Here is a 22,772-nt window from a genome sequence, read left to right on the forward strand (position 1 = left end):
CGCACGGTAAATGCGCCAAGATCATGGCTGACCGGCTGGATCGTGGTCGTGATGCCCATGGTCATTCTCCCGGTGCGCGCGCCTTGATTGCGAGCGCGTGGACCCGTTGGCCTGGAATGTCGCCCAGCGCGCGGATCACCATGCGCTGGCGTTCGAGGCGGGATTTGCCGGCAAAGGCCGGACTCTCCATCTCCACCGTGAAGTGCGATTCGCCCGATCCATCGTGTCCCGCATGGCCGTGGTGGCGGTCGCTGTCGTTGATTACCGTAACGGCGGCGGGAGCGAAGGCGGCGCTGAGCAGCGCTTCGATTTCAAGAGCGATGGGGCCTTTCATGCCTTCCCTTCTAACGCATCAATCGCCATGTGGAAGCGTTCAGGTAGCCCCGTGGCACGCAATAATCGAGGAACAGTGAGGCAGGATCGATTTCATGGCCGCGTCGGCGGTTCGGGCCGCCGGTGCGATGCGCCGGGCTGCACCGAGGTCGGCGAATTTCGCGCGCCCGGGCCGCGCTCGTCCAGCTTCGACGGGCCGGGCGATTACCGCTGGTTCTGCCTCGATCACATCCGCCAGTTCAACGCCGGGTATGACTGGTTCGAGGGCATGACCCCGGAAGAGATCATGCGGGCGCAATCTCCGATCCACGGCTGGGAGCGCGAAACCCGCGCCTTTTCTCCCACCGCCGGGATCGATAGCGCCCCGCGCTGGGCCGATTTCAAGGATCCGCTCGAGGCAATCAGCAGCCGTGCGCGGATGCGCCGCCCGGCCGAGCGCAAGGACGGCCGCGCGGTGACGCCGGACGAGCGCCGCGCGCTGGAGGTGCTGAACCTGCCGCTCGACGCCGACCGCAAGGCCTTGCGTCAGCGCTATACCGAGCTGGTCCACGCGCTTCATCCGGATCGCAACGGCGGTGACCGCTCAAGCGAAAAGCGGCTCCAGGCAGTGATCGAGGCCTATCAGCTGCTGCGCAAGGCGGCGGCCTTTGCCTGACTTTAGTCCGAGTGTTTGACCGCCTCGCACAGCGCCTTCAACTGGTCGGCGACCATGCCCCAGCCCTGCTCGAAGCCCATGTCGCGGTGGTGGGCATGGCTTTCCGGTGACCAGTGGCGCGCGCGGCCCGTATAGCGCGTACCGTCGTCCTCGGGCGCAATTTCCCAGATCCCGATCATGAACGGTCCGGAAGGCTGCAGATCGCCCTCGATCGCGTCGGTCACGGCAAAGCGGCGGCCCTCGTCCCAGGCGAGGATGAAGCCGGGATGCCTGTTCACTTCGCCATCAGGGCCGTACATGACGATTTCCGACTGGCCGCCGGCCTGGCGATCCATTCTGGCCACTTCCGCGCGCCAGGGCTGGGGGCACCACCATTCCGGAATGCGGTTGGTCAGCACGTCCCACACCGTTGCGGGCGGGGCGTCGATCAGGCGGGTTACGGACAGTTCGTACATCGGGCATCCAATCCAGTATCTGTGGCTCAGTCCCGCGTTGGGGCGCCGAGCGGGAAATAGGCACGATAGGGCCGCGCTTCGTCGATGCAACGGGCAACCTCGGGCAGGGCCAGCAAGTGCGCGCGCCATTGCCTGAGGCGGTCCAGTTCCATCGGGATCGGATAGACCCAGTCGGCGTAGAACAGGGCCGGGGCCGCGGCGCATTCGATCAGCGTGATCGCATCCGCCTCCGCGCGCCGGCCCAGCCAGGCATCGACCCAGCGATAGGCGCGGTCCAGTTCGCCCCGTGCATGGCCTTCGGTGACCGGATTGGGCATTCCAGGCGAGCGGATATGCTCGGCGACGATGGCCTGCATCGGCGCCATGACGTAATTGTCGAACACCCGGTCGATCATCCTCGTCTCAAGCGCTCGGTCAGGATCAGTCGGCAACAGTTCAGCGGGGCCGGGATGGTGCAGCGCGAGATATTCGATGATGACCGTCGCCTCGAACAGCGTGCGGTCGCCATCGACGAGTACCGGGAACTTGCCGAGCGGGCTGGCGTGGGCAACGAAGGCGGCGTGATCGGCATGTTCGGGGTCGACCATGCGCTGCTCGAAGGGGTTCGCGTTCGCGTAGAGCGCGATCTTCGCCTTCCAGGTATAGGACGAAAAGGGATGGCCGTAGAGTGCAAGCACGGGGTCAGTCCTCCTGGACGGCGCGGCCATCCCCTCTGGTGGTTCAAACGAAGGGCGTCAGCGCCTTGGCTTCGGCCTCGGCCACGCTTGCCCACGCAGCGCGGGCCTTGACCCGGCCGTACCATGCGGCTGAGCGCGGGTGCGTGGCGGCATCGGGTTCCAGCCCGACATAGCCGAGGGTTCGCAGCATCGAGGCGACCGAGATGTCACCAATGCTGAATTCGCCAACCAGCCAGCCCTCGGCAGGAGCCTGGGTCTCGAAATAGTCCATGATCGGCCCCATTTCGGCCACACCGGCTGCGGCGACTTCCTCGTCACCGGGCATCCCGATTACCTTGGGGGCAACGAACCGGTTGAACACCACCTTGCCGCCGGATGCCGCCATGATGGTATCGGCGAACTCCTCGAACCAGATCGCGCGGCCCTGGGCGCGGGCATCGCCTGGCAACATGGCCGGGGCGGGGTGGAGCGCGTCGAGGTAGGTGACGATCGCAGTCGAATCGGACAGCGAGAAATCCCCGTCCTGCAGCGCGGGAATCTTGCGGAACGGGCTGGCCGCCATGAATTCGGGCGATGGATTGCGCGGGTTCACCGCAACGGGTTCCATCGCGATGCCCTTTTCAGCAGCAACCAGGCTGACCTTGCGGACAAAGGGCGAAAGCGGAAAGCCGAACAGCTTCATTTCAAGATTCTCCCGACGAGTCGTAATTTGCAACGCAAAGCTTATTGCAGCACGCCGCGCGCGCGTATAGGCGAAGGCGCGATGACCAATAATAGCTCCCTGCTCGACACTGCTGGCCAGACCATCCTTGAGGCGCCCGATCGCGAGATCGACGTGCGCGAGATGTTCGGCATCGATATCGACATGAAGGTTCCCGCCTTCAGCGTGGCCGATGAACGCGTGCCCGACATTGACGATGCCTATGTGTTCGATCCCGACACCACGCTGGCGATCCTGGCGGGCTTTGCCTTCAATCGCCGCGTGATCGTGCAGGGCTATCACGGCACCGGCAAGTCGACCCACATCGAACAGGTCGCGGCCCGCCTCAACTGGCCGTGCATGCGCATCAACCTCGATGCGCACATCAGCCGCATCGACCTGATCGGCCGCGATGCGATCGTGCTGCGCGATGGCCTGCAGGTGACCGAATTCCGCGAAGGTCTGCTGCCCTGGGCGCTCCAGCACCCGGTCGCGCTGGTGTTCGACGAATATGATGCCGGCCGCCCGGACGTGATGTTCGTGATCCAGCGCGTGCTGGAAACCGAAGGCAAGCTGACCCTGCTGGACCAGAACCGCGTGATCCGCCCCAACAAGTGGTTCCGCCTGTTCGCCACGGCCAACACCGTGGGTCTGGGCGATACCAGCGGGCTCTATCACGGCACCCAGGCGATCAACCAGGCGCAGATGGACCGCTGGAACATCGTCGTCGCGCTCAACTATCTGCCCGCTGCGGTGGAGAGCGAGATCGTGCTCAAGAAGGTCACCGACATGGCCGCCGACGTGGTTGCCAACATGGTCAAGGTTGCCGATCTGACCCGTCAGGGCTTCATCAACGGCGACATCAGCACCGTGATGAGCCCGCGCACCGTCATCACCTGGGCGCAGAACACCGCGATCTTCAAGGATCCGGGCTTTGCCTTCCGCCTCTCGTTCCTCAACAAGTGTGACGAGACCGAGCGGATGCTGGTGGCAGAATACTATCAGCGCGTGTTCGGCACCGAACTGCCCGAAAGCGTGGTCGCCAAGGCGTAGTCCGACTACGGCCCACCCCGCTGCGACTAGCCCGGCCTTCCGGCCCGGCAAGTCTCACTCCCCTCCCGCAGGCGGGAGGGGTTGGGGGTGGGTTGATGGGCCTTAGCGTTCTGGCACCACCAGATACTTTTCGCCGGTGCGCCGCGCGTTGTATTCGCTGACCGCTTCCTTGCTCAGCATCCCTTCAAGGCTGACCTTGGCCTTGTAGTGGCTGGCGAAGGTCGTCGTCAGATCCTTCATCACCCGCGCGCGCATCCGGCCGACCACTTCCGCGCCGGCCTTCATCATGAACGGGGTGAGCAGCCAGCCGGACAGGTCCCAGGTCAGGCCGAAGGCGCGGTTAAGGATCGTCGGCCCGATATCGAGCGCGCCGTAAATGTTGACCTTCTTGGGCTCGGACGAGCCATAGCGGCTGAACGCGGCGCCGCGGCTGGCGGCGGCTTCCATCGCGGTCAGGATCTGGCCCGCCAGCGTGCCGCCGCCGATTGGGTCGAACCCGATCATCGCCTTGGTCTCGGCAATCGCGTCGATCAGCTTGGGCATGAAGTCGGCGTCGGTCATGTTGAGCACGTGGGTTGCGCCGAGATCCTTGAGCAGCTTCACCTGCGCTTCGCTGCGCACGATGTTGACCAGCGGGATGTTGTCCTCAAGGCAGATCTTGACCAGCATCTGCCCAAGGTTCGATGCGGCAGCGGCGTGGACCAGCCCCGTGAAGCCTTCCAGCTTCATCGTCTCGGTAAAGCCCAGTGCGGTCATCGGATTGACGAAGGAAGAGGCCGCCTGTTCGGCGCTGACGCTGTCGTCCACGGCAAAGGCCATGGTGAGGTCGGCATAGGCATAGTCGGCATAGGCCGTGCCCGGCACGCAGGCGATGCGCTTGCCCAGCATGTGTTCGGTGCCTTCACCGGCGGCGACCACGATCCCGGCCGCTTCGTTGCCTGCCGGCATGGCCAGGCCATGGCGCGCCTTCATCGCGCGGGTGGCGTTGTCGGGCATCTTGGCCACGATCTTGCCCGGCGAATAGACCGCATTGTCGGTATCGGCCGAGGCGAACAGCAGGCCAAGGTCCGACGGGTTGATCGGGGTGGCTTCCACCTTGATCAGCACCTGGCCGGGCTTCGGCGCGTCCCAGGTCTTGTCGTTGAGCTGAAGCGTCAGGGTGCCATCCGCATCGAGTTGGGTGGTGAGCTGCTTGCCAGTGAAAGTCATCGATTGTCTCCCGGAACGTATCCGCCGATTGGCGTTGCGAATTGCAACCTAGGCGCTCATTCGCCGGGGTAAAGAGCCTTCACGAAATAAAGCCCTTCGCTCGGCGCATTGAGACCGAGCGCTTGCCGGTCGCGCGCGGCGAGCGCCTCACCAATCTGGGTCTCGCGCCAACGCCCCATGCCGACCAGCGCCAGGCAGCCGACCATCGAGCGCACCTGGTGATGCAGGAATGAACGCGCGGCGGCGCGAATGTGCACTTCCTCGCCCACGCGCTCCACCTCCAGCCGGTCGAGCGTCTTGAGCGGGCTCTGCGACTGGCAATGGACCGAACGGAAGGTGGTGAAATCGTGCCGCCCGACCAGCGCCTGCGCCGCGCGGTGCATCGCCTCTGCATCGAGCGGCTGCGGCACCTGCCACGCACGGTTCAGGTCCAGTGTGAGCGGCGCGCGGCGGTTGGCGATCCGGTAAAGGTATTCGCGCCCCGTGCAGGAAAACCGCGCGTGCCAATCATCCGCCACCACTGCGCAGTCCAGCACCGCCACGGGGGCGGGACGCAGATGATAATTGAGCGCCTCCATCAGCCGGAACGGTTCGATCTGCTTTTCGATGTCGCTATGCACCCGCATGGCGAGCGCATGGACGCCCGCATCGGTCCGCCCGGCGGCGTGCATCACCGCGTTCTCGCCGGTCACGGCATGGATGGCGTCCTCGACCGCCTGCTGCACGCTCGGCCCGTGCGACTGGCGCTGCAGCCCCATGAACGGCGTGCCGTCGAATTCGAGGGTCAGGGCGAAGCGGGTCATCCCAGCCGGGTTCCCGCCGGAATCGCTTTGCCGCGCAGGAACGCAGCCGTGTCCATCACCGGGCGGCCGGCGCGCTGGATCAGCTTCACGCGCAGTGCGCCGCTGCCGCAGCCGATGCTCAGCGCATCGTCGAGCGTTTCGCTCGGCGGTCCCGCGCAGTCGGTCACTTCGGCGCCAAGCACGCGGTAACGTTCGCCCTCCAGTTCGAAGAACGCGCCGGGGGCGGGGGCAAAAGCGCGGACCTGACGTTCAACCTCGGCCGCGCTGCGGCTCCAGTCGATCCGGCTTTCGGCCTTGTCGATCTTGTGGGCATAGGTGATGCCCGCTTCCGGCTGGACCTGCGGGGCGTGGGCGGAAAGGTCGGCCAGAACCTCCACCATCAGCCGCCCGCCAGCCGCGGCCAGTTCGGCGGTCAGTTCGCCCGCGGTCTTGCCGTCCACCGCCATGCGGACCTCGGCCAGCATCGGCCCGGTATCAAGCCCGCGCTCCATCTGCATGATGGTGACGCCGGTTTCCGTGTCCCCGGCCAGGATCGCGCGCTGGATCGGTGCCGCGCCGCGCCAGCGCGGCAGCAGGCTGGCGTGGATGTTGAGGCAGCCGTGCTTCGGCGCATCCAGCACCGCCTGCGGCAGGATCAGGCCATAGGCGGCCACCACCGCGACATCGGCGTTCAGCGCTGCGAACTCGGCCTGCTCCTCCGAGCCTTTCAGCGACACCGGATGGCGCACCATCAGCCCGCGCGCCTCAGCCTCGCGCTGGACGGGGGAGGGCTGCAATTGCTTGCCCCGGCCCGCCGGGCGCGGCGGCTGGCTATAGACGCAGACGACTTCATGCCCCGCCTCGACCAGCGCGATCAGCGCTGGGACGGCAAAATCGGGGGTACCCATGAAGATGACACGCATGATGGCTTCCTAAGTCGGGCGGCAAGCCCTATCCGTCGCGTCATGGCATCGCAAGAGATCGAGACGCTGACCACTGCGCTTTCGCGCCTGCCGGGGCTTGGGCCGCGTTCGGCCCGGCGTGCGGTTTTGTGGCTGATCAAGCGGCGCGAGACGGCGCTGGTCGGCCTGCTCGAAGCATTGGATGCCGTGCGCGAAACGCTGGTCGAATGCCGCACTTGCGGCAATGTCGATACCAGCGACCCTTGCGGCATCTGCGCCGATCCGCGCCGCGATCAGCGCTCGCTCTGCGTGGTCGAGGACGTGGCGGACCTCTGGGCGCTCGACCGTGCGCGGCTGTTCACCGGGCGCTATCATGTGCTCGGCGGGCGACTCTCCGCGCTGGAAGGCGTGCGACCGGAAGACCTTGCCATCGGCAGCCTGATCGAGCGCGTCTCGCAGGGCGGGATCGACGAGGTCGTCCTCGCCATGAACGCCACGCTCGAAGGGCAGACCACCGCCCACTACATCGCCGAGCGGCTGGAGGGCTATCCGGTGCGCATCACCCAGCTGGCCCACGGTCTGCCGGTGGGCGGCGAGCTCGATTACCTCGATGAGGGGACGTTGGCCCAGGCACTCAGGGCGCGGCGTCCTGTGGGTTGAGTTTCGCGCTGAGCGCCCTTATCTGGCGGCTATGGCGATCCGCGAAATCATCGAAGTTCCCGATCCCCGCCTCAAGGTGGTGTCCGAGCCCGTCACCAAGTTCGATGACGAGCTGAAGCAGCTCGTCGCCGACATGTTCGAGACGATGTACGATGCCCCCGGCATCGGCCTCGCCGCGATCCAGGTCGGCGTCGCGCAGCGCGTGCTGGTGATCGACCTGCAGCCCGACGATCCGGATGCCGAACCGGAAGTTTGCACTGCCCATGGCGGCCACACCCACACCCATCAGCCGACCAAGAAGGAACCCCGGGTGTTCATCAACCCCGAGATTCTCGATCCCTCGGAAGACCACTCGGTCTATTCCGAAGGCTGCCTTTCGGTGCCGGAAATCTACGCCGAGGTCGAACGCCCGGCCCGCATCCGCGCGCGCTGGCAGGATCTCGACGGCAGCACCCACGAGGAGGAAATGGACGGGCTGATGGCAACCTGCCTGCAGCACGAGATGGACCACCTCGAAGGTATCCTGTTCATCGACCACCTTTCGCGCCTGAAGCGCAACATGGCGCTCAAGAAGCTGGAAAAGCTGCGCAAGGCTGCCTGACGGGGCTGGCGTTCCTGATCCGTTCCGTATAGCATGACGGAATGGACAGCCAGATTCTGATCTTTGTCGCACTGCTTGCCGGCCTGGCCGCAGGCTGGTTCTTTGGCGCGCGTCCGGCGACGGAGCTGCGCGCGCGGTTGGCTGAAGCCGAAACGGCGGCGAAGGACCTCGACGAGAAATTCAAGGCCGCGATTCGCGATCTGGCGGGGGCGAGCGAACGGGCCGAGCGCGCCGATGCCCTCGCTGCCGAAGTCGGTGAACTGCGCGCCAGCCGCGAGACCATGGCGGCTCAACTCGCCACTCTGCGCGCCAATGCGGCCCATTTCGAGGAACAGAAGCGGCTGCTGCTCGAAGCACAGGAAGGGCTGAAAAAGGAATTCGAAAACGCCGGGGCCAAGGTGCTCGAACGCGCGCAGGAAGCTTTCCTCAGCCGCGCGCAAGAGCGTTTTGCCCAGTCCGAGGAAAAGAGCGCGCAGCAGCTCAAGGCCCTGCTCAATCCCGTGGGCGAGCGGCTGAAGAGCTATGAGGAGCAGGTCCAGAAGCTCGAAAAGGAACGGGTTGACGCTTTCGGCAACCTCTCCGGCCTGATCCAGTCCCTGCGCGAAGGGCAGGAACAGGTGCGCAAGGAGGCCCAGCGGCTCGGCAATTCGCTCACCAATGCCCCCAAGGCGCGCGGGCGCTGGGGCGAACGGGCCTTGCAGAACGTGCTCGAACAGTGTGGCCTCTCCGAACACACCGATTTCGAACTCGAACATTCGCTCGATACCGACGAAGGCCGTCTGCGACCGGACGCGATCGTTCACGTGCCGGGGCAGAAGAAGCTGGTGATCGATGCCAAGGTCTCGCTCAATGCCTACCAGGCCGCATTCGAGGCCGATGACGAGGCGGAGCGCAAGCGTCACCTCGATCTCCACGCGCGCTCGATGCGCGGCCATGTCCAGACGCTCGGCGCGAAGAGCTATCAGAGCCAGTTCGAGGAAGCGCCGGACTATGTGATCATGTTCGTCCCGGGCGAACACTTCGTCGCCGCCGCGCTCGAGCACGATCCGGAATTGTGGGATTTTGCTTTCCGCAACAAGGTTTTGCTGGCGACCCCTACCAACCTGGTTGCCATCGCGCGGACCGTGGCACTGGTCTGGAAACAGGACCAGCTCGCGCGCGAGGCAGTGGAAATCGGCCGGATGGGCAGCGAGCTTTACGACCGCATCGCGGTGGCCGCCGATCACCTCAAGCGGGTTGGCTCGGGCCTTGAAGGCGCGGTCAACAACTACAACAAGTTCGTCGCCAGCTTTGAGCGCAACGTGATCACTTCGGGCAAGCGCCTGCGCGACAAGGGGATCGAGATCGGCAAGCGCGAGATCGAGGACGTGCCGCTGGTCGAAGCCGCGCCGCGCTATGGCGATCAGGCTGCGCTTCCGGCTGCCGACGAGGCGGCAGACTAGGGCCTTACTTCTCGGCCGGTTCCAGTTCGGCCGAGTGTTTGGGGCTGGTCAGGATCAGCTTCCCGCCAGTGAGCTGCCAGGTGGGCGATGCGGAGAGCAGCTGCTCGACGTCCATTTCCTGGTCCATCACCCCGTCGCACCACATCTTGGTCGAGATCATGGGGCCGACAACCAGCTTGTTGCCCTCGATCTTGAGGTCGCCGCCCATGCCGTTGCAGCCAACGTTGGCGCCGATCTGGTCACTCTGAATGGTGAGCTTGGCCTCGCCCGAGACCGGCTTGGTCCCGTCAATCAGAGTAAAGCGCCACTCGCTTGGTCCCAGCGAGGCCGGAGCGCCTTGCGCGGTCGCACAGGCGGCAAGGAAGGGCAGGGCAAACAGGACGATTCGCTTGGTCATGTGGCGACTCCTTGCAGGTCCAGCATTATCACGCGCTGAACGGCTCAGTCGTCAAGTGCGGCCAGTGCCTCATAGGCCAGCACGGCTCCCGCCACGGCGGCGTTGAGGCTGTCGGCGCGGCCCCTCATTGGCATGGTTACGCGCAGATCGCAGGCCAGCTCGTAGTCTTCGGGTAGCCCGCGCGATTCGTTTCCTACCATCAGGAAGCAGGGGGCGGCATAGGGTGCGCCCCGATAAGGCTGGGCATCGCGCAAACTCGCGGCGACAAGTTGCCCCGCGCCCGCCCGCAACCACGGCAGGAATTCCTCCCACCGCGCCTGGGCGATTGCTTGCGTAAACACCGCCCCCATCGAAGCGCGCACGGCCTCGACCGAAAAGGGATCGGCGCAGTCGTCGATCAGGATCAGCCCGCCCGCGCCAACCGCGTCGCCGGTGCGCAGCATGGTGCCAAGGTTGCCGGGATCGCGCAGCGCCTGCGCCACCAGCCAGATCTTCGCGGATGACCGGTCAATCGCGGCAAGGCTGGTGTCGAATTCGGCGAACACGCCGGCCACGGCCTGCGGATTGTCCTTGCCGGTCACCTTGGCGAGAATATCCTCGCTCATCTCCAGCACTTCGCCCCCGGCTGCCAGCACATCGGCCTCCAGCGCATCAAGCAGCGGATGGGGATCGCGCCCTGCCGCCATCACCAGAATTTCCGGCAGCTTGCCGCTTTCGCGCGCGTCGGTCAGCAGGCGCAGGCCCTCGGCCAGGAACTGCCCGGCAGCCTTGCGATGCTTCTTCTCGCGCAGCGCGCGTAGGTGCTTGACCGTGGGATTGGAAAAGCCGGTTATGGTGCGGCGCATCGGCGCGTCAGTCCTCGCCGAAGCCGTCCTTGACGAGGCCGCGCAGCTTGCACAGCGCCGTTTCAGCGCCTTCGCCCGCCACGATGATCTCGATCGTGTCACCCTTGGCCGCGCCCAGCATCATCAGACCAAGGATCGAACCGCCAGCGGCGTCGGCGCCGTCCTTGCAGACCCGAACGCTCAGCCCGTCGCCCAGCTTGGCCACTGCATTGACGAACTTGGCGCTAGCCCGGGCGTGGAGCCCCCGGTTGTTGACAATTTCGATGCTGTCGCGTGCCTCGCTCATTCTTTCCCCCACCCGTCTTTGCGCTGTTCCAGCTTGTGCTTATGCGTCTTGTCCCAGGAATTCCGAAGCAATCGTGATGTAATTGCGGCCCGCGTCGCGCGCAGCGCAAGTCGCGGCCCCCAGATCCATGCAGGTGCGCGCCTTGGCCAAGCGAATCAGCATCGGCAGGTTGATCCCCGCGATCACTTCGACCTTGCCCGCCTCCATCAGCGAAATCGCCAGGTTTGAAGGCGTACCCCCGAACAGGTCGGTCAGGATGATTACGCCGCTGCCCGAATCGACGGCCTTCACCGCATCGGCAATCTCGCGGCGGCGCGCTTCCATGTCGTCATTTGGGCCGATGCATACGGTCGCAACCGCATCCTGCCGGCCAACCACGTGTTGCATCGCATGCACGAATTCTTCGGCGAGCTTGCCGTGCGTGACCAGGATCAAGCCGATCATACTGCTGGGGTGCTCCGCGGTTGCGACCCGGTGGCCTTGGCCGATCCGGGAAATCTATCTGAAAAGTGACCCTGTGCCATGCCTATGCTGCGCTGCAACGTCAATGCTTTCCTTCGACCAGATCTGCGGCCCTGGCGGAGAGATTGCGGTGAAAAACACTGGGTGCATAGCCTGCCTCGCGGAGCGCCGTGGCGATCTGTTCGGCCGTAAAAACAGAGCGATGCCGACCGCCCGTGCAGCCAAAGGCGATGTTGACGTAAGCCTTGCCCTGCACCTGATAGCGCGGCAGCAGCAGCAGAATAAGGTCGCGGATCCGCGCAAAGGCCTCCGCAAAGGCGGGATCCTTGCGGATATGGTCGCCCACCGGGGCATCCTGCCCGGTCTGTGGGCGCAGGTCTGGATCCCAGTGCGGATTGTCCAGAAACCGCATGTCGAACACCAGATCGGCAATCGACGGCATGCCCCGGGCGAAGCCAAAGCTGGTGACCGATACGGTCAGGGCACGCGGTGCATCGGGCATGAAGCGCTCGCGGATTGCCTGCTGAAGATCGTTCGAGGTGAACTGGGTGGTGGAGATCACGATGTCCGCCCAGCGCCGCAGCGGTTCCATCACTTCGCGCTCGGCGGCAATGCCGCTGGCGGCGGGCATGTCTTGCGCCAGGGGATGGCGGCGGCGGGTTTCATTATAGCGCCGCTCCAGCTCCGCGCCTGCGCAATCGAGGAACAGAGTTGTCAGCTCGATATCCGGCCGCTCGACCAGCCGCTTGACCCGCTCGATCACCTTGTTCGGATCGAACCCGCGGGTGCGAGAATCGAACCCGATGGCAAGCGGCGGACGCATGTCGCTGGGCGGCGCATCCGGGCTGTCGATCAGGCGGTCGAGCAGGCGGATCGGAAAATTGTCGATCGTTTCCCAGCCAAGGTCTTCCAACACCTTGAGCGCCGTGGTCTTGCCCGCGCCGAGCAGGCCGGTAACCAGCAGCACACGCTGGCGGGGTTCGGGAGTGTCAGACTCGCTCATCGCTGCGCCCTATTTGGGAGGGCTTGCGCGGAAATGAAAGGGGGGAACAAGCCGGTGCCGCAATGGCATCGTCTGGATCAGGCCGCCCAGCGTGCCAGTGCAGCCTCGGCGCGCAAGGCCAGGACCGGGCTGTCCGGCCAGAGCCGCACTTGCGGGAGCACGACGCCGAGCCGTTCGACCTGCTCTGCCGCGTCGATGAAGCGCGGCGCTGCGGGATCGAGCCGCAGCACCAGCGCAACCGGCACCTGCGCCGCTGTCGGATAGCTCAGCAGGCCGACATTGCGGACTTCGATCAGACCGGCAATGGCCGGGGCGGGGCTGGCATGGAGCAGGTCGCCGCGGCGTTCGAGCAGGACGCCGTCATCGCCGACCAGCACCGCCCCCCGGTCGATCAGAGCCAGTGCCAGGCTTGACTTGCCCATGCCCGGCTCCCCCTCGATCAACACGGCGCGGCCGCGGATCGCAACGCAAGTCGCCTGGTAGAGGTGGGTCATTCCTCGTCCTCCGAGCGCGGCAGAGGCAGGGTAAGGACCAGACGCGCGCCTGATTTGCCATCGGGGCGGTCGAAAGCGTCGAGCGTGCCACCGTGGGCGACGGCAATGGTTCGCGCAATTGCCAGTCCCAGCCCGGAATGGCTGCCGAAGGCCTCGCCCGAGGGGCGTACCGAATGGAAGCGCTGAAAGACTTTTTCGCGCGCTTCGGCAGGGATGCCCGGACCTTGATCGCAAACCGAGAGCTGCAGATCGTCCTCGCCGCGCTCAAGCCTAACCGTAACATCTCCGCCCGGGGGCGAGAACGAGACGGCGTTGTCGAGCAGGTTGACCAACACGCGTTCGAGCCGCGCGGCATCGCCGGGGGCTTCCCATGGTCCGTCGCCCTCGGTCTCCACAAAGACGACGCAGTCGCCATTGCCGCCGCGTTCGTCGCGCGCCTTGACCAGGGTGGTGGCCAGCGCGAGGAGGTCGACCGCGACGAATTCGGTGCGGCTCAGTTCAGCGTCGATCCGGCTTGCCTCGGCGATTTCGGTAACCAGTCGGTCGATCCGCTGGACGTCGTGCGCGGCGATCGCACCCAGTTCGTGACGCAGGGTCGGATCATCGACCTTGTCGAGCGATTCCAGGGCGCTGCGCAGCGAGGCCAGCGGGTTCTTGATCTCGTGCGCGACGTCGGCGGCGAAGGTTTCAACCGCGTCGATGCGCTGGCGCAGCGCGGTGGTCATATCGGAGATGGCGCGGGCCAGCAGGCCGATCTCGTCTCCGCGCTCGGGCAGGCGGGGCACCACCACCTCGCGGTCGCGGCCAAGGCGCACGCGCACCGCCGCACGCACCAGTGTGCGCAGCGGCTGGACGATGGTGCGCGCGAGGAACAGCGAAAGCTGAATCGAGATCAGCAGGGTGATGGTCAGGACAATCGCCAGCGTCTGGCGGGCATCGCGCACCGCCTGGGTGATGTCGGTAGCATTGCGCGTGGTCAGCAGCATTTCACCGCGCACGCCGACCGGCGTGGCGGCGTTGATGACCGGCGTTTCATCCGGCGCGGCGCGCTGGACGACCACGGTTTCGCCACGCGCGGCAGCCTGGGCCATCTCGGGCCAGGCGGCGATGCTGTCGACCGGCGGATCGACATAGGCCGGGATCGGATCGCTGCCGAGCATCCAGTTCATCCCGCGATCAAGGATCCGTGCGGCCTTTTGCGGCCAGGGCTCGCTCTTGGGGTCGACAAACGTGAAGGAGGGCGCACCGGTGGCGAAACTGTCGAGCACCAGTTCGCCCTTGGCGTTGTAAAGCCGAAGTCGCAGGGTTTGCTCGTTGCCGACCCGTTCGAGCAGCGCACGGCGGCCGCTGACCGGGGTTTCCGAAAGCCCGTCGGCGGTAATTTCCGCCTCGCTGCGGGCAAGTTTGAAGCGCTCTTCAAGCAGCTGCTTGCGGTAGGAATCGAGGTAGAACAGGCTCCCCGCCATCAGCCCCAGCGCAATCACGTTGACCACGAGGATACGCACCGTGAGCGAGGCGCGGCGACGCCAGAAGCGGCGTTCGCGGGCGACCTCGCTGACCGGGTTGCTTTTAACCACAGGCATTCGCCTTGGGCCGGGCGGCAGGATCAGCCATCGGTGTAGGAATAGCCCGCGCCGTAGAGCGTTTCGATGGCCGAAAATTCCGGATCGACCGCGCGGAACTTGCGGCGCAGGCGCTTGATGTGGCTGTCGATCGTGCGGTCATCGACGAAGATGTCGTCGCTGTAGGCTGCGTCCATCAGCTGGTTGCGGCTCTTGATCACGCAGGGCCGCGTTGCCAGCGCTTCGAGGATCAGGAACTCGGTCACGGTCAGCGAAACCGGCTTGCCATCCCAGGTTACGTGATGGCGCGGCGGATCCATTTCCAGCCGTCCGCGCCGGATGGCATCGACGGCCGGCTCGTCCGCGCTGGCCACCACTTCGCCGCGCACCAGCTCGGCGCGGCGCAGGATCGCTCTGATCCGGGCAATTAGCAGCCGCTGGCTGAAGGGCTTGGTGATGTAGTCGTCAGCGCCGAGCGCCAGGCCCAGTGCCTCATCCGGCTCCTCGTCCTTGCTGGTCAGGAAGATCACCGGGAGCGCCGACTTCTCGCGCAGCTTGCTGAGCAGTTCGAGCCCATCCATGCGCGGCATCTTGATGTCGAACACCGCGAGATCGGGTGGATTTTCGAGTAGCGATCTGAGCGCGGTCGCGCCGTCACTGTAGACCCGGGTGGCAAAGCCTTCGGCCTGCAGTCCGATTGAAACGGTTGTCAGGATGTTGCGATCATCGTCGACCAGCGCGATGGTTTTGCGGGCGTCCCCGGTTGTTGCAGTGGCAGCAGGATCGGAAGCAGCTTCGGCCATGGCAGGGTGGAGGTAGCCGCTTCGCGCATGGGGCGCAATTGCCCTGACTCGCACCGGCAACAGGCAAGAGCGTCCAAAAATTGACGCAGGCCATTGCGCCACCTATCGGCCGCTGGCTTGGTCCGGTGCGCACGAGCGCGCCGTTGAAGGACTTCTGATGCCCGACCATTCGATTCGCCTGTTTGCCAGCGCTGGCGCCATCCGCCATGTCGGCGAGGGCCTGCTCGCGCGCAGTCTGCCCAAGGCGGAGTGGACCCACGAGGCGCATCTTGCCGCCTGCGCATGGCTGATACTTGAGCGCGCCGACATCGTTCCCGAGCGCGATCTGCCCGACATCATCCGCGCCTACAACCTGGCGGTCGGCGGCGTGAACGACGATACCCAGGGCTATCACGAGACCCTGACCCAGCTTTACGTAATCGGTGTGCGGCGATTCCTTGAAGGCTGCACCGCCGAAGGCTTGCTGGCCAAGGTCAACGCCTTGCTGGCCAGCGAGGTCGCGCCCCGCGACTGGCCGCTGCACATGTATTCGCGCGAGCGGTTGTTCTCGGTCGATGCACGGCGCGGCTGGGTGGAGCCCGACCTCTCCGCAATTTGACTTTGCCTTGCAACAGTTTGGCCTCATGCTGCGGCCTGTTTCACACAGGAGTCGCATCCATGGGTCTGCTTGATGGTATCCTCGGCCAGGTGGCCGGTAATCTCGACGTTTCCTCAATCGCGAAGCAGGTCGGGCTCGACCCGGCGATGGCGGAAAAGGCCATTGCCGCGCTTGGCCAGGCCCACCCGGAACCGGGCGACACCGTTGAATCCGCCTCGGCCGCGACCGGGATCGATTCCGGCACGCTCGGTCAGATCGTCAGCCAGATCGGCGGCGAAGGCGCATTGGGTCAGCTGTCGGGCCTACTCAAGGAAAACCCGCAGCTCAGCCAGCAACTTGGCGGCATTGCCTCGATGCTCGACCGCGACGGTGACGGCAACCCGCTCAACGACATCGCCGGCATCGCTGGCAGCCTGTTCGGCAAGAACTGATCAGGCTTTTAGTGTCTGCTCGATGTAGCGGGTGATATTGTCGCCCAATACGTCGAGCGGCACGTTGCCGCCCAGCACCACCGCATCGTTGAAATCGCGCAGGTCGTATTTGGCGCCGAGCGCCGATTGCGCACGGGCGCGCTGGGCGAGGATCTCGCTGTGGCCCATCTTGTAGCCGCAGGCCTGACCCGGCCACGAACAATAGCGCTCCACCTCCGGCGTGACTTCGGACAGGCCCGAGCCGTTGGTGCTTGAAAACCACTGGATCGCCTGGTCGCGGCTCCAGCCCTTGGCGTGAAGGCCGGTGTCCACCACCATGCGGCAGGCGCGAAACGCGATGGATTGCAGATAGCCCAGCTGGCCGACCGGATCGCCTTCGTATGCGCCCAGCTCGTCACCCAGCGTTTCGGCATAAAGTGCCCAGCCTTCGGAATAGGCGTTGAAGGCCAGCAGCGTGCGGATCAGCGGCAGGCGGTTGGCATATTCACCCTGCCAGACATGGCCCGGAATGCCTTCGTGGAAGGCCAGCGTGCGCAGCGAGAAGCGGCTGTGCCGGCCGGTATCGCCCAGGTTGATCCAGATCTTGCCGGGAATCGTCCCGTCGATCGAGCCGGCACCGCCATAGGCGCCCGGTGCGCCCGCTTCCTCGGCCGGGGGCAGGCGGCGAATTTCGAGGTTGCCCTTGACCAGCGTGCGAAAGGCCAGCGGGAGCTTGGTGCGGATAAAGTCGATGCTGTCCTGCATCGTCGCGATGATCTGGGCGCGGCCCTCGTCGTTCGCGGGGAACAGGTAGCGCGGATCGTGGCCAAGGCCGGTCATGCGCTCGCCCACGGTGCCCTTGGTATAGCCGAGCGACTTCAGGATCGGGTCCATTCGGGCGTGGAGCTCTTCCAGTTGCTGCAGGCCCATCTGGTGCACTTCTTCCGGAGTGCGGCGCGTGGTGGTGCTGGCGCGCAGGGCCCAGGCATAGAATTCCTCGCCATGCGGGCGCTTCAGCAGGCCGGCATCGTCGGTCGCGAGGGCGCGCTGGGCCTTGATCTCGGCCAACTGGCGGGTGAGCGCGGCAGCCACCGGACCGGTCGCCAGCGCGCGGGCGCGCTTGTCCCACTCGCCGGGGATCTGCGCGGTGCGCTTGACCAGCGAGCCGACCAGATCGCCGCCGCCCTGCGCATCGCCAAGCGCGATTTCCAGCTGGCGAATGGTCTTGTCGAGCAGGAAGGAGGGCGGCACCAGGCCCTTGGCGCGGGCGTCGGCAATGCGGGCGGTTTCCCCGTCGAGCGCGGCGGGGAACTGTTCGAGCCGGGCAAGATAGGCCTCGGCATCGGCGGCGTCCTTGACCGGGTGATCGGCATCGAGAAAACGCGGAATGTCGAGATAGGCGCCGACGTTCTGGATCACGGTATAGGGCGTGTTGCGCCAGCCGCCGACCGCGACGTCGCCATAGGGCTGGGCGAAACCGTCGAGCGAGACCGAGAACGCGCTCTTGACCACGGCAAGGCTGGTCTGGGTAGCGGCATCGAGCCGGGACTGGTCGATCGGCTCGGCCTGCTTCAAGGCAGAGCGCAGCAGCGTGGCAACCTTTTCCTGGCCAGCGGCGCTGCGATCGCCAAGGCAGCTGCGCAGAGCGGCATGATCGCCGGTGTCGATGCCTAGGCCGGTGGCTCCTTCGGGCGCAAGGTCAAGCATCTGCCAGGCCAGCTTGTCGAGGAATGCGGCTGCGTCTTGCGGGGCGGGCGGCGCGATCGCGGCAAGGGCAGGATGCTTCGCGCAGGCTTCAAGCGCGAGGGTGGCGGTGCCCGCGCCCAGCAGGGCGAGGGTCTGACGGCGGGAAATGGGGAGGGTGCTCATGCGCTTAGACTTAAAGCGCGGCAAGGGCGTGTCAAATCCCGTTCGACCTGCAACTTGGCCAGTGCTAGTCGAGGTGCATGGACACCATACTTTCGATCCTTGTGCTGGCCACGATTGCCCTTGTCTGGGGCGCCATTGCGTTGTGGCGGCGCGGCGGATCGCGCAAGCAGATCGCGCTGATGCTCGCCATGGCGGTGGTGCTTGCCGCCAATGTCGCGATCTGGGTGGTGCCGCTCGGTGGGGAGGCTGCGCCGCGCGCCACCGAGCTTAAATAGCGATCAGCGGATCGGGCAGTCCGGCGCGAGGCGCATTTCGAGGTAGTTGTCGACTGAGCGCATCAGATCGTCCATTTCGTTCTCGAAGAAATGGTTCGCACGGGGGATTTCCTCGTGATGGATCGTGATGTGCTTTTGCGTGCGCAGCTTGTCGACCAGCTTCTGCACGGCGCTGGGGGTCACCACGGTATCGCCCGCGCCCTGCACGATGATGCCCGAGGACGGGCACGGCGCGAGGAAGCTGAAATCGTACATGTTGGCCGGCGGAGCGACCGAGATGAAGCCGCGGATTTCCGGGCGGCGCATCAGCAGCTGCATGCCGATCAGCGCGCCGAACGAATAACCCGCGATCCAGGTGGTGCTGGCTTCGGGATGGATCGACTGCACCCAATCGAGCGCGGCGGCGGCATCGGAAAGTTCGCCGATTCCGTTGTCGAAGCTGCCCTGGCTGCGGCCGACGCCGCGGAAGTTGAAGCGCAACGTGGCAAAGCCGCGCGCGACAAAGGTCTTGTACATCGCCTGGGTGATGCGGTCGTTCATCGTGCCGCCGGCCTGGGGGTGCGGATGCAGGATCATCGCGACAGGCGCGCGGGCGCGAGTGGCGGGCTGGAAGCGCCCTTCGAGGCGACCTTCGGGACCGGGGAAAATGACGGAAGGCATGTCGGCGTACCTGCTTCTTGTCAGCGCCCCACTCGCGGCGGGCGCAAGAAAGCGCCTGGCCAGTCCGGTTGGGGCTGTGATCGGGAACGAGGCGCTATATAGAAACCGATGACCCAAAAGCAATGTTTGCGAGCATGACCGCCGATTCCCTCTATCTAGACTATGCCGCGACGACCCCGCTGCTGCCCGCCGCGCGCGAGGCGATGCTGGAAGGTTTCGCGATCTGGGCCAATCCATCGAGCCCGCACAAGCCCGGTCGCGCCGCGCGCGCCGCGCTGGAAGATGCGCGTGCGAGAGTGAAGGCGGCGTTCGATTGGCAGGGCGAAGTGGTGTTCACCAGCGGCGCGAGCGAGGCGCTGGCGCTGGCGATCACGCGCTGCGTCCAGCCGCTGGCCGCTGTCAGCGCGGTCGAGCACGAGGCGGTGCTGCGCCATGCGGGCGATGCCGCGCGGCTGCCGGTGGACCGGCTGGGGCTGGTCAGCGCGGAAGACTGCGCGCTGCCCGGGCTGGTCGCGGTGCAGCAGGCCAACAGCGAAACGGGCGTTATGCAGCCGCTCTACCGCATTGCCGAGGCGGTACACGAAGCGGGCGGGCTGTTGTTGGTCGATGACGCGCAAGGGGCGGGCAAGCTGCTGACGCCCGAGGCCGATTTGGTGGCGATTTCGGCGCACAAGTTCGGCGGTCCGATCGGGATCGGGGCGCTGCTGGTGCGGGACTGGGCCTTGCTGCGCCCGACCGGCGGGCAGGAGCGCGGCTATCGCGGCGGGACCGAGAACCTGCCGGGCGCGATGGCCATGGCTGCCGCGCTGGAGGCGGAGCGGAATTGGCTTGAGACGGCGGTGGAACTGCGCCACCTGCTTGACGATGCGATCATGGCGGCGGGCGGGGAATCGCTGGCCGAGGAAACCGCGCGCGTGCCCTCGATCGCGTCCTACCGGATGCCCGGCAAGTCGGCCAATGCCCAGTTGATCCGGTTTGACGGAATGGGGATCGCGGTGTCGGCAGGCAGTGCCTGCTCGTCGGGTTCGCTCAAGACCAGCCACGTGCTGCAGGCGATGGGCTATCCCCATCCCGGCGAAGTGATCCGCGTGTCGATCGGGCGGGAAACGACCCGCGACGAGATCGAGCGCTTCATTGCCGCCTGGCGCGAGGTGGCGGGGGCGTGATCTACCTCGATTATCAGGCGACCACGCCGCTCGCGCCCGAAGCCCGCGCCGCGATGGAGCCGTGGCTGGCGGATGATGGCTTTGCCAACCCGCACAGCCCGCACCGCATGGGCCGCGCGGCCAAGGCTGCGGTCGAAGTGGCTCGCGAACAGGTAGCGGCATTGTTGCCGCCGGGCGGGCGCGTGGTGTTCACCGGCTCGGCAACCGAGGCGCTCAACCTCGCCATTCAAGGTAGCGGTGCGCGCAAGGTGGCGGTGTCGGCAATCGAACATGCCGCCGTGCTCGATACGGCACGGGCCTGCTGCGAGCTGCAGGAATTGCCGGTGGACCACGCTGGTCTGGTCGCTCCTGACGCGGAGTTTGCCGCAGGAACCCAGCTTGTCGCGGTGATGCAGGTCAACAACGAGATCGGCACGATCCAGCCGGTCGATGCGCTGGCGGCAAGGGCCAGGGCGGCGGGTGCGCTGTTTCTGTGCGATGCGGTGCAAGGCACGGGCAAGCTCGCCGCTCCGGCGGGTGCGGACCTGATCGCGATTTCGGCGCACAAGCTCTATGGCCCCAAGGGGATTGGCGCGCTGTGGGTGCGCGATGGGGTGGACTTGAAGCCGTTGATCCACGGCGGCGGTCAAGAGGCAGGGTTGCGTTCGGGCACGCTCTCGCCCGCGCTGTGCGCCGGCTTCGGTGCGGCGGCTGCGGTCGCGGCGCGGCGATGCGAGGAAGATGCTGCCCATGTTGCGGCACTGTGGGACGCGGCGCGCGGCGTGCTGGCGCGCTGGACGCTGAATGGCAGCGCCGAGGCTCGCTGGAAGGGCAACCTCAACCTGCGGCTGGACGGTCTCGACGTGAACCGCCTGATGAGCGAGTGCAGGGGCATCATGTTCTCGGCCGGATCGGCCTGCGCCAGCGGATCGGGCCGGCCCAGCCACGTGCTTTCGGCCATTGGCCTCACCAATGCGCAGGCCAAGAGCGCGATTCGCTTGGGATTCGGTCGCTTTACCGTTACTGACCAGCTGGTCGAGGCGTGCGCCGCGCTCGACGTTGCTGCGCGTGAACAGGGGTGCTGATGGTCAAGGTCACTTTCATTACGGCAGAGGGCAACAAGGTTGAGGCCGAGGGCGCGGAAGGCGTTTCCCTGCTCGAAGTTGGCCAGCACGCCGACATGCCGCTGGAAGGGACCTGCGAAGGGCAGATGGCCTGTTCGACCTGCCATGTGATCGTGGCGAGGGACTGGTTCGACAAGCTGCCCCCCGCGAGCGAGGACGAGGAAGACATGCTCGATCTGGCCGCCGGGGTCGCGCGGACCAGCCGGCTTGCCTGCCAGATCACCCTGACTGCTGCGCTCGATGGGCTCGAAGTGCGGATACCGGGCGAAAGCCGCGATATGCAGCGCCGCTGAGCGCAAGCTTGATCAAGTGTCCGGATCGCCACGCGGCGGGGGCGGGGTAAACAGACTGGCGACGTCGATTTCCGGTCCTTCCTGGTCCACCCGTTGCTGCAGTTCGCGCCCCTTGCGCCATAGCCAGCGCGCCCCAATCCAGAACAGGCCGATCGGCAGCGCCGCCGCCGTGAGCGCGATCAAAGCCGCGATCACGCCGCCAAGGATCACCCCCAGGCTGCTGACCACGGCGCTGATCGGCATCAGGAAGCCGCGGCCCGCGCCGCCTTCGGTTTCATAACTGATCTCGACCCGGCTGAATTCGACGCGGCCCTTCATTTCATTGAGCCAGCTCTTCGCCTCGTCGATTTCCTGGTTCACTGCCGCCACGCCGCGCTCCGCCTCGATCAGCTCTGCGACGGTGCCCTTGCGGGAGGCGAGCAGTTCCATCAGCCGGTCGCGCAGCAGGGTGCGGGCACGCAGCTTGGCTTCGGTATCGACGATCTGGCGGGAAAGGTCCTCGCCGGTAACTTCGCTCGAAATCTGTTCGGCCCCAACCCCTTCGGCCACGGTATCGAGCTGGGTACCAAAACTGCGCGCCTTGGATGCCGTCACTTCGAGCACCAGCTTGCCCGATGCGTAGTCGTCTTCCCCGCCTGATTGGCTGAGTTCCATCACCCGGCAGGATTGCGGCCCCATCTGTTCGCACAGTTCGGCGTGGCTGCGCTGCAGGCCCGGCAGGTTCACCGCCGAAACCCGAAAGCCATAGGTATAGGCATAGGCGATGCGCGGCGCTGTGGCGCCTGGCGGAGTTACGTCATCGGGCACGAGTGGCTCGGCTGGCGTCGTCTGGCGCGGGTCCGAACCATCGGGTGCCGCCGGGGCCAGCGCCTCCTTGAAGCCGAACTTCGCCGGCTGTGCCCCTTCCTCGGCTGTCCTTTCGGCAACGGCGGCATCGGGCAGGGCCGTGTCTTCTGCCTTCTGCCCGCATGCACCAAGTAGCAATGCGGCGGCCAGCGCGGTCCATATCGAAAGTTTCATGCCGTGTGTCCTTGGAAGCCGCGCTGCGGGTTCATCATAACAAGCCGGGCAGGCTAT

General features: G+C 65.8%; 29 protein-coding genes. 11 read left to right on the plus strand and 18 right to left on the minus strand.

All coding sequences use genetic code 11. The features are described 5' to 3' along the window. Window positions 1–61: 61 nt before the first annotated feature. Window positions 62–334: a BolA family protein gene (locus ACE3SN_RS05375; protein ID WP_374528204.1), complete on the minus strand. Its 273-nt coding sequence runs from the start codon at window positions 332–334 to the stop codon at window positions 62–64. Between the two features lie 75 nt (window positions 335–409). Here ACE3SN_RS05375 and ACE3SN_RS05380 point away from each other — a divergent pair, with 75 nt between their 5' ends. Continuing rightward, on the plus strand, window positions 410–988 hold the full coding sequence (locus ACE3SN_RS05380) for a J domain-containing protein (RefSeq protein ID WP_374528206.1): 579 nt from the start codon (window positions 410–412) through the stop codon (window positions 986–988). Window positions 989–990: 2 nt separating this feature from the next. Here ACE3SN_RS05380 and ACE3SN_RS05385 read toward each other — a convergent pair whose 3' ends face one another. Genes ACE3SN_RS05385 through ACE3SN_RS05395 form a run of 3 tightly spaced genes read right to left on the minus strand, consistent with a single transcriptional unit; the run spans window position 991 to window position 2,802 of the window. Beyond that, the gene (locus ACE3SN_RS05385; RefSeq protein ID WP_374528207.1) at window positions 991–1,443 is read right to left on the minus strand and encodes an SRPBCC domain-containing protein; all 453 of its coding nucleotides are present in this window, start codon (window positions 1,441–1,443) and stop codon (window positions 991–993) included. 26 nt (window positions 1,444–1,469) lie between these two features. Beyond that, complete coding sequence (locus tag ACE3SN_RS05390; protein WP_374528209.1) at window positions 1,470–2,120, minus strand: glutathione S-transferase family protein; 651 nt, start codon at window positions 2,118–2,120, stop codon at window positions 1,470–1,472. Between the two features lie 43 nt (window positions 2,121–2,163). After that, the gene (locus ACE3SN_RS05395) at window positions 2,164–2,802 is read right to left on the minus strand and encodes a glutathione S-transferase family protein (RefSeq protein WP_374528211.1); all 639 of its coding nucleotides are present in this window, start codon (window positions 2,800–2,802) and stop codon (window positions 2,164–2,166) included. An 81-nt stretch (window positions 2,803–2,883) separates the two neighbouring features. Here ACE3SN_RS05395 and cobS point away from each other — a divergent pair, with 81 nt between their 5' ends. Further along, complete coding sequence (cobS, locus tag ACE3SN_RS05400; protein WP_374528213.1) at window positions 2,884–3,873, plus strand: cobaltochelatase subunit CobS; 990 nt, start codon at window positions 2,884–2,886, stop codon at window positions 3,871–3,873. 102 nt (window positions 3,874–3,975) lie between these two features. On the opposite strand, the gene ACE3SN_RS05405 is transcribed toward cobS, so the two are convergent. Genes ACE3SN_RS05405 through fmt form a run of 3 tightly spaced genes read right to left on the minus strand, consistent with a single transcriptional unit; the run spans window position 3,976 to window position 6,787 of the window. Further along, complete coding sequence (locus ACE3SN_RS05405; protein ID WP_374528215.1) at window positions 3,976–5,082, minus strand: zinc-binding dehydrogenase; 1,107 nt, start codon at window positions 5,080–5,082, stop codon at window positions 3,976–3,978. A gap of 56 nt (window positions 5,083–5,138) precedes the next feature. Beyond that, a complete protein-coding gene (gene truA, locus ACE3SN_RS05410; RefSeq protein WP_374528217.1) occupies window positions 5,139–5,885 on the minus strand; it encodes a tRNA pseudouridine(38-40) synthase TruA in 747 nt (248 codons plus the stop codon). Continuing rightward, the gene (gene fmt, locus ACE3SN_RS05415; RefSeq protein ID WP_374528219.1) at window positions 5,882–6,787 is read right to left on the minus strand and encodes a methionyl-tRNA formyltransferase; all 906 of its coding nucleotides are present in this window, start codon (window positions 6,785–6,787) and stop codon (window positions 5,882–5,884) included. Before fmt ends, truA begins: the two co-directional genes overlap by 4 nt. 42 nt (window positions 6,788–6,829) lie before the next feature. Here fmt and recR point away from each other — a divergent pair, with 42 nt between their 5' ends. From recR to rmuC, 3 genes are read left to right on the plus strand one after another with little or no spacing between them, the layout of a single operon-like run. Then, entirely contained in the window at window positions 6,830–7,426 is a 597-nt protein-coding gene (recR, locus tag ACE3SN_RS05420) for a recombination mediator RecR (RefSeq protein WP_374528221.1), read from the plus strand. Between the two features lie 31 nt (window positions 7,427–7,457). Next, window positions 7,458–8,027 (plus strand): peptide deformylase, encoded by a 570-nt coding sequence (gene def, locus ACE3SN_RS05425; protein ID WP_374528223.1) that lies wholly within the window; start codon window positions 7,458–7,460, stop codon window positions 8,025–8,027. A 41-nt stretch (window positions 8,028–8,068) separates the two neighbouring features. Continuing rightward, on the plus strand, window positions 8,069–9,469 hold the full coding sequence (rmuC, locus tag ACE3SN_RS05430; protein WP_374528225.1) for a DNA recombination protein RmuC: 1,401 nt from the start codon (window positions 8,069–8,071) through the stop codon (window positions 9,467–9,469). A 4-nt stretch (window positions 9,470–9,473) separates the two neighbouring features. On the opposite strand, the gene ACE3SN_RS05435 is transcribed toward rmuC, so the two are convergent. The 8 genes from ACE3SN_RS05435 to ACE3SN_RS05470 all read right to left on the minus strand — a co-directional run bounded on the left by ACE3SN_RS05435 (window position 9,474) and on the right by ACE3SN_RS05470 (window position 15,321). After that, window positions 9,474–9,866 carry an META domain-containing protein gene (locus tag ACE3SN_RS05435; RefSeq protein WP_374528226.1) on the minus strand — a complete coding sequence of 131 codons (393 nt, stop codon included), beginning with the start codon at window positions 9,864–9,866 and terminating at the stop codon, window positions 9,474–9,476. A gap of 44 nt (window positions 9,867–9,910) precedes the next feature. Next, window positions 9,911–10,711, minus strand: a complete 801-nt coding sequence (locus ACE3SN_RS05440) for a TrmH family RNA methyltransferase (RefSeq protein ID WP_374528228.1) — start codon at window positions 10,709–10,711, stop codon at window positions 9,911–9,913. A 7-nt stretch (window positions 10,712–10,718) separates the two neighbouring features. Beyond that, a complete protein-coding gene (locus ACE3SN_RS05445; RefSeq protein ID WP_374528230.1) occupies window positions 10,719–10,997 on the minus strand; it encodes an HPr family phosphocarrier protein in 279 nt (92 codons plus the stop codon). Between the two features lie 39 nt (window positions 10,998–11,036). Further along, window positions 11,037–11,441 (minus strand): PTS sugar transporter subunit IIA, encoded by a 405-nt coding sequence (locus tag ACE3SN_RS05450; protein ID WP_374528232.1) that lies wholly within the window; start codon window positions 11,439–11,441, stop codon window positions 11,037–11,039. A gap of 100 nt (window positions 11,442–11,541) precedes the next feature. Continuing rightward, window positions 11,542–12,462, minus strand: coding sequence for an RNase adapter RapZ (gene rapZ, locus ACE3SN_RS05455; RefSeq protein ID WP_374528234.1), 921 nt, complete (start codon window positions 12,460–12,462; stop codon window positions 11,542–11,544). A gap of 77 nt (window positions 12,463–12,539) precedes the next feature. Further along, entirely contained in the window at window positions 12,540–12,956 is a 417-nt protein-coding gene (locus ACE3SN_RS05460; RefSeq protein ID WP_374528236.1) for an HPr kinase/phosphorylase, read from the minus strand. Then, complete coding sequence (locus tag ACE3SN_RS05465; RefSeq protein WP_374528238.1) at window positions 12,953–14,539, minus strand: stimulus-sensing domain-containing protein; 1,587 nt, start codon at window positions 14,537–14,539, stop codon at window positions 12,953–12,955. Before ACE3SN_RS05465 ends, ACE3SN_RS05460 begins: the two co-directional genes overlap by 4 nt. Window positions 14,540–14,562: 23 nt before the next feature. Further along, a complete protein-coding gene (locus tag ACE3SN_RS05470; protein WP_374528240.1) occupies window positions 14,563–15,321 on the minus strand; it encodes a response regulator transcription factor in 759 nt (252 codons plus the stop codon). A gap of 157 nt (window positions 15,322–15,478) precedes the next feature. Between ACE3SN_RS05470 and ACE3SN_RS05475 the strand changes: the two genes are divergently transcribed. Together ACE3SN_RS05475 and ACE3SN_RS05480 are read left to right on the plus strand one after the other, a co-directional pair. Beyond that, window positions 15,479–15,919 carry a hypothetical protein gene (locus ACE3SN_RS05475; RefSeq protein ID WP_374528242.1) on the plus strand — a complete coding sequence of 147 codons (441 nt, stop codon included), beginning with the start codon at window positions 15,479–15,481 and terminating at the stop codon, window positions 15,917–15,919. Between the two features lie 59 nt (window positions 15,920–15,978). Beyond that, window positions 15,979–16,350: a hypothetical protein gene (locus ACE3SN_RS05480; protein ID WP_374528244.1), complete on the plus strand. Its 372-nt coding sequence runs from the start codon at window positions 15,979–15,981 to the stop codon at window positions 16,348–16,350. Here ACE3SN_RS05480 and ACE3SN_RS05485 read toward each other — a convergent pair whose 3' ends face one another. Then, a complete protein-coding gene (locus ACE3SN_RS05485; RefSeq protein ID WP_374528246.1) occupies window positions 16,351–18,198 on the minus strand; it encodes a DUF885 family protein in 1,848 nt (615 codons plus the stop codon). Window positions 18,199–18,275: 77 nt separating this feature from the next. Here ACE3SN_RS05485 and ACE3SN_RS05490 point away from each other — a divergent pair, with 77 nt between their 5' ends. Then, a complete protein-coding gene (locus ACE3SN_RS05490; protein ID WP_374528247.1) occupies window positions 18,276–18,473 on the plus strand; it encodes a hypothetical protein in 198 nt (65 codons plus the stop codon). A gap of 3 nt (window positions 18,474–18,476) precedes the next feature. On the opposite strand, the gene ACE3SN_RS05495 is transcribed toward ACE3SN_RS05490, so the two are convergent. Beyond that, complete coding sequence (locus tag ACE3SN_RS05495; RefSeq protein WP_374528249.1) at window positions 18,477–19,133, minus strand: alpha/beta hydrolase; 657 nt, start codon at window positions 19,131–19,133, stop codon at window positions 18,477–18,479. Between the two features lie 134 nt (window positions 19,134–19,267). Here ACE3SN_RS05495 and ACE3SN_RS05500 point away from each other — a divergent pair, with 134 nt between their 5' ends. Genes ACE3SN_RS05500 through ACE3SN_RS05510 form a run of 3 tightly spaced genes read left to right on the plus strand, consistent with a single transcriptional unit; the run spans window position 19,268 to window position 21,695 of the window. Beyond that, on the plus strand, window positions 19,268–20,299 hold the full coding sequence (locus ACE3SN_RS05500) for a cysteine desulfurase family protein (protein WP_374528251.1): 1,032 nt from the start codon (window positions 19,268–19,270) through the stop codon (window positions 20,297–20,299). Beyond that, window positions 20,296–21,363 (plus strand): cysteine desulfurase family protein, encoded by a 1,068-nt coding sequence (locus ACE3SN_RS05505; protein ID WP_374528253.1) that lies wholly within the window; start codon window positions 20,296–20,298, stop codon window positions 21,361–21,363. Before ACE3SN_RS05500 ends, ACE3SN_RS05505 begins: the two co-directional genes overlap by 4 nt. Continuing rightward, window positions 21,363–21,695: a 2Fe-2S iron-sulfur cluster-binding protein gene (locus ACE3SN_RS05510; RefSeq protein WP_374528255.1), complete on the plus strand. Its 333-nt coding sequence runs from the start codon at window positions 21,363–21,365 to the stop codon at window positions 21,693–21,695. The genes ACE3SN_RS05505 and ACE3SN_RS05510 overlap by 1 nt, the downstream gene beginning before the upstream one ends. A gap of 12 nt (window positions 21,696–21,707) precedes the next feature. On the opposite strand, the gene ACE3SN_RS05515 is transcribed toward ACE3SN_RS05510, so the two are convergent. Next, a complete protein-coding gene (locus tag ACE3SN_RS05515) occupies window positions 21,708–22,715 on the minus strand; it encodes a DUF4349 domain-containing protein (protein WP_374528257.1) in 1,008 nt (335 codons plus the stop codon). Window positions 22,716–22,772 lie beyond the last annotated feature (57 nt).

It is taken from the genome of Novosphingobium sp., assembly GCF_041915465.1.
Classification (GTDB): Bacteria; Pseudomonadota; Alphaproteobacteria; order Sphingomonadales; family Sphingomonadaceae; genus Novosphingobium.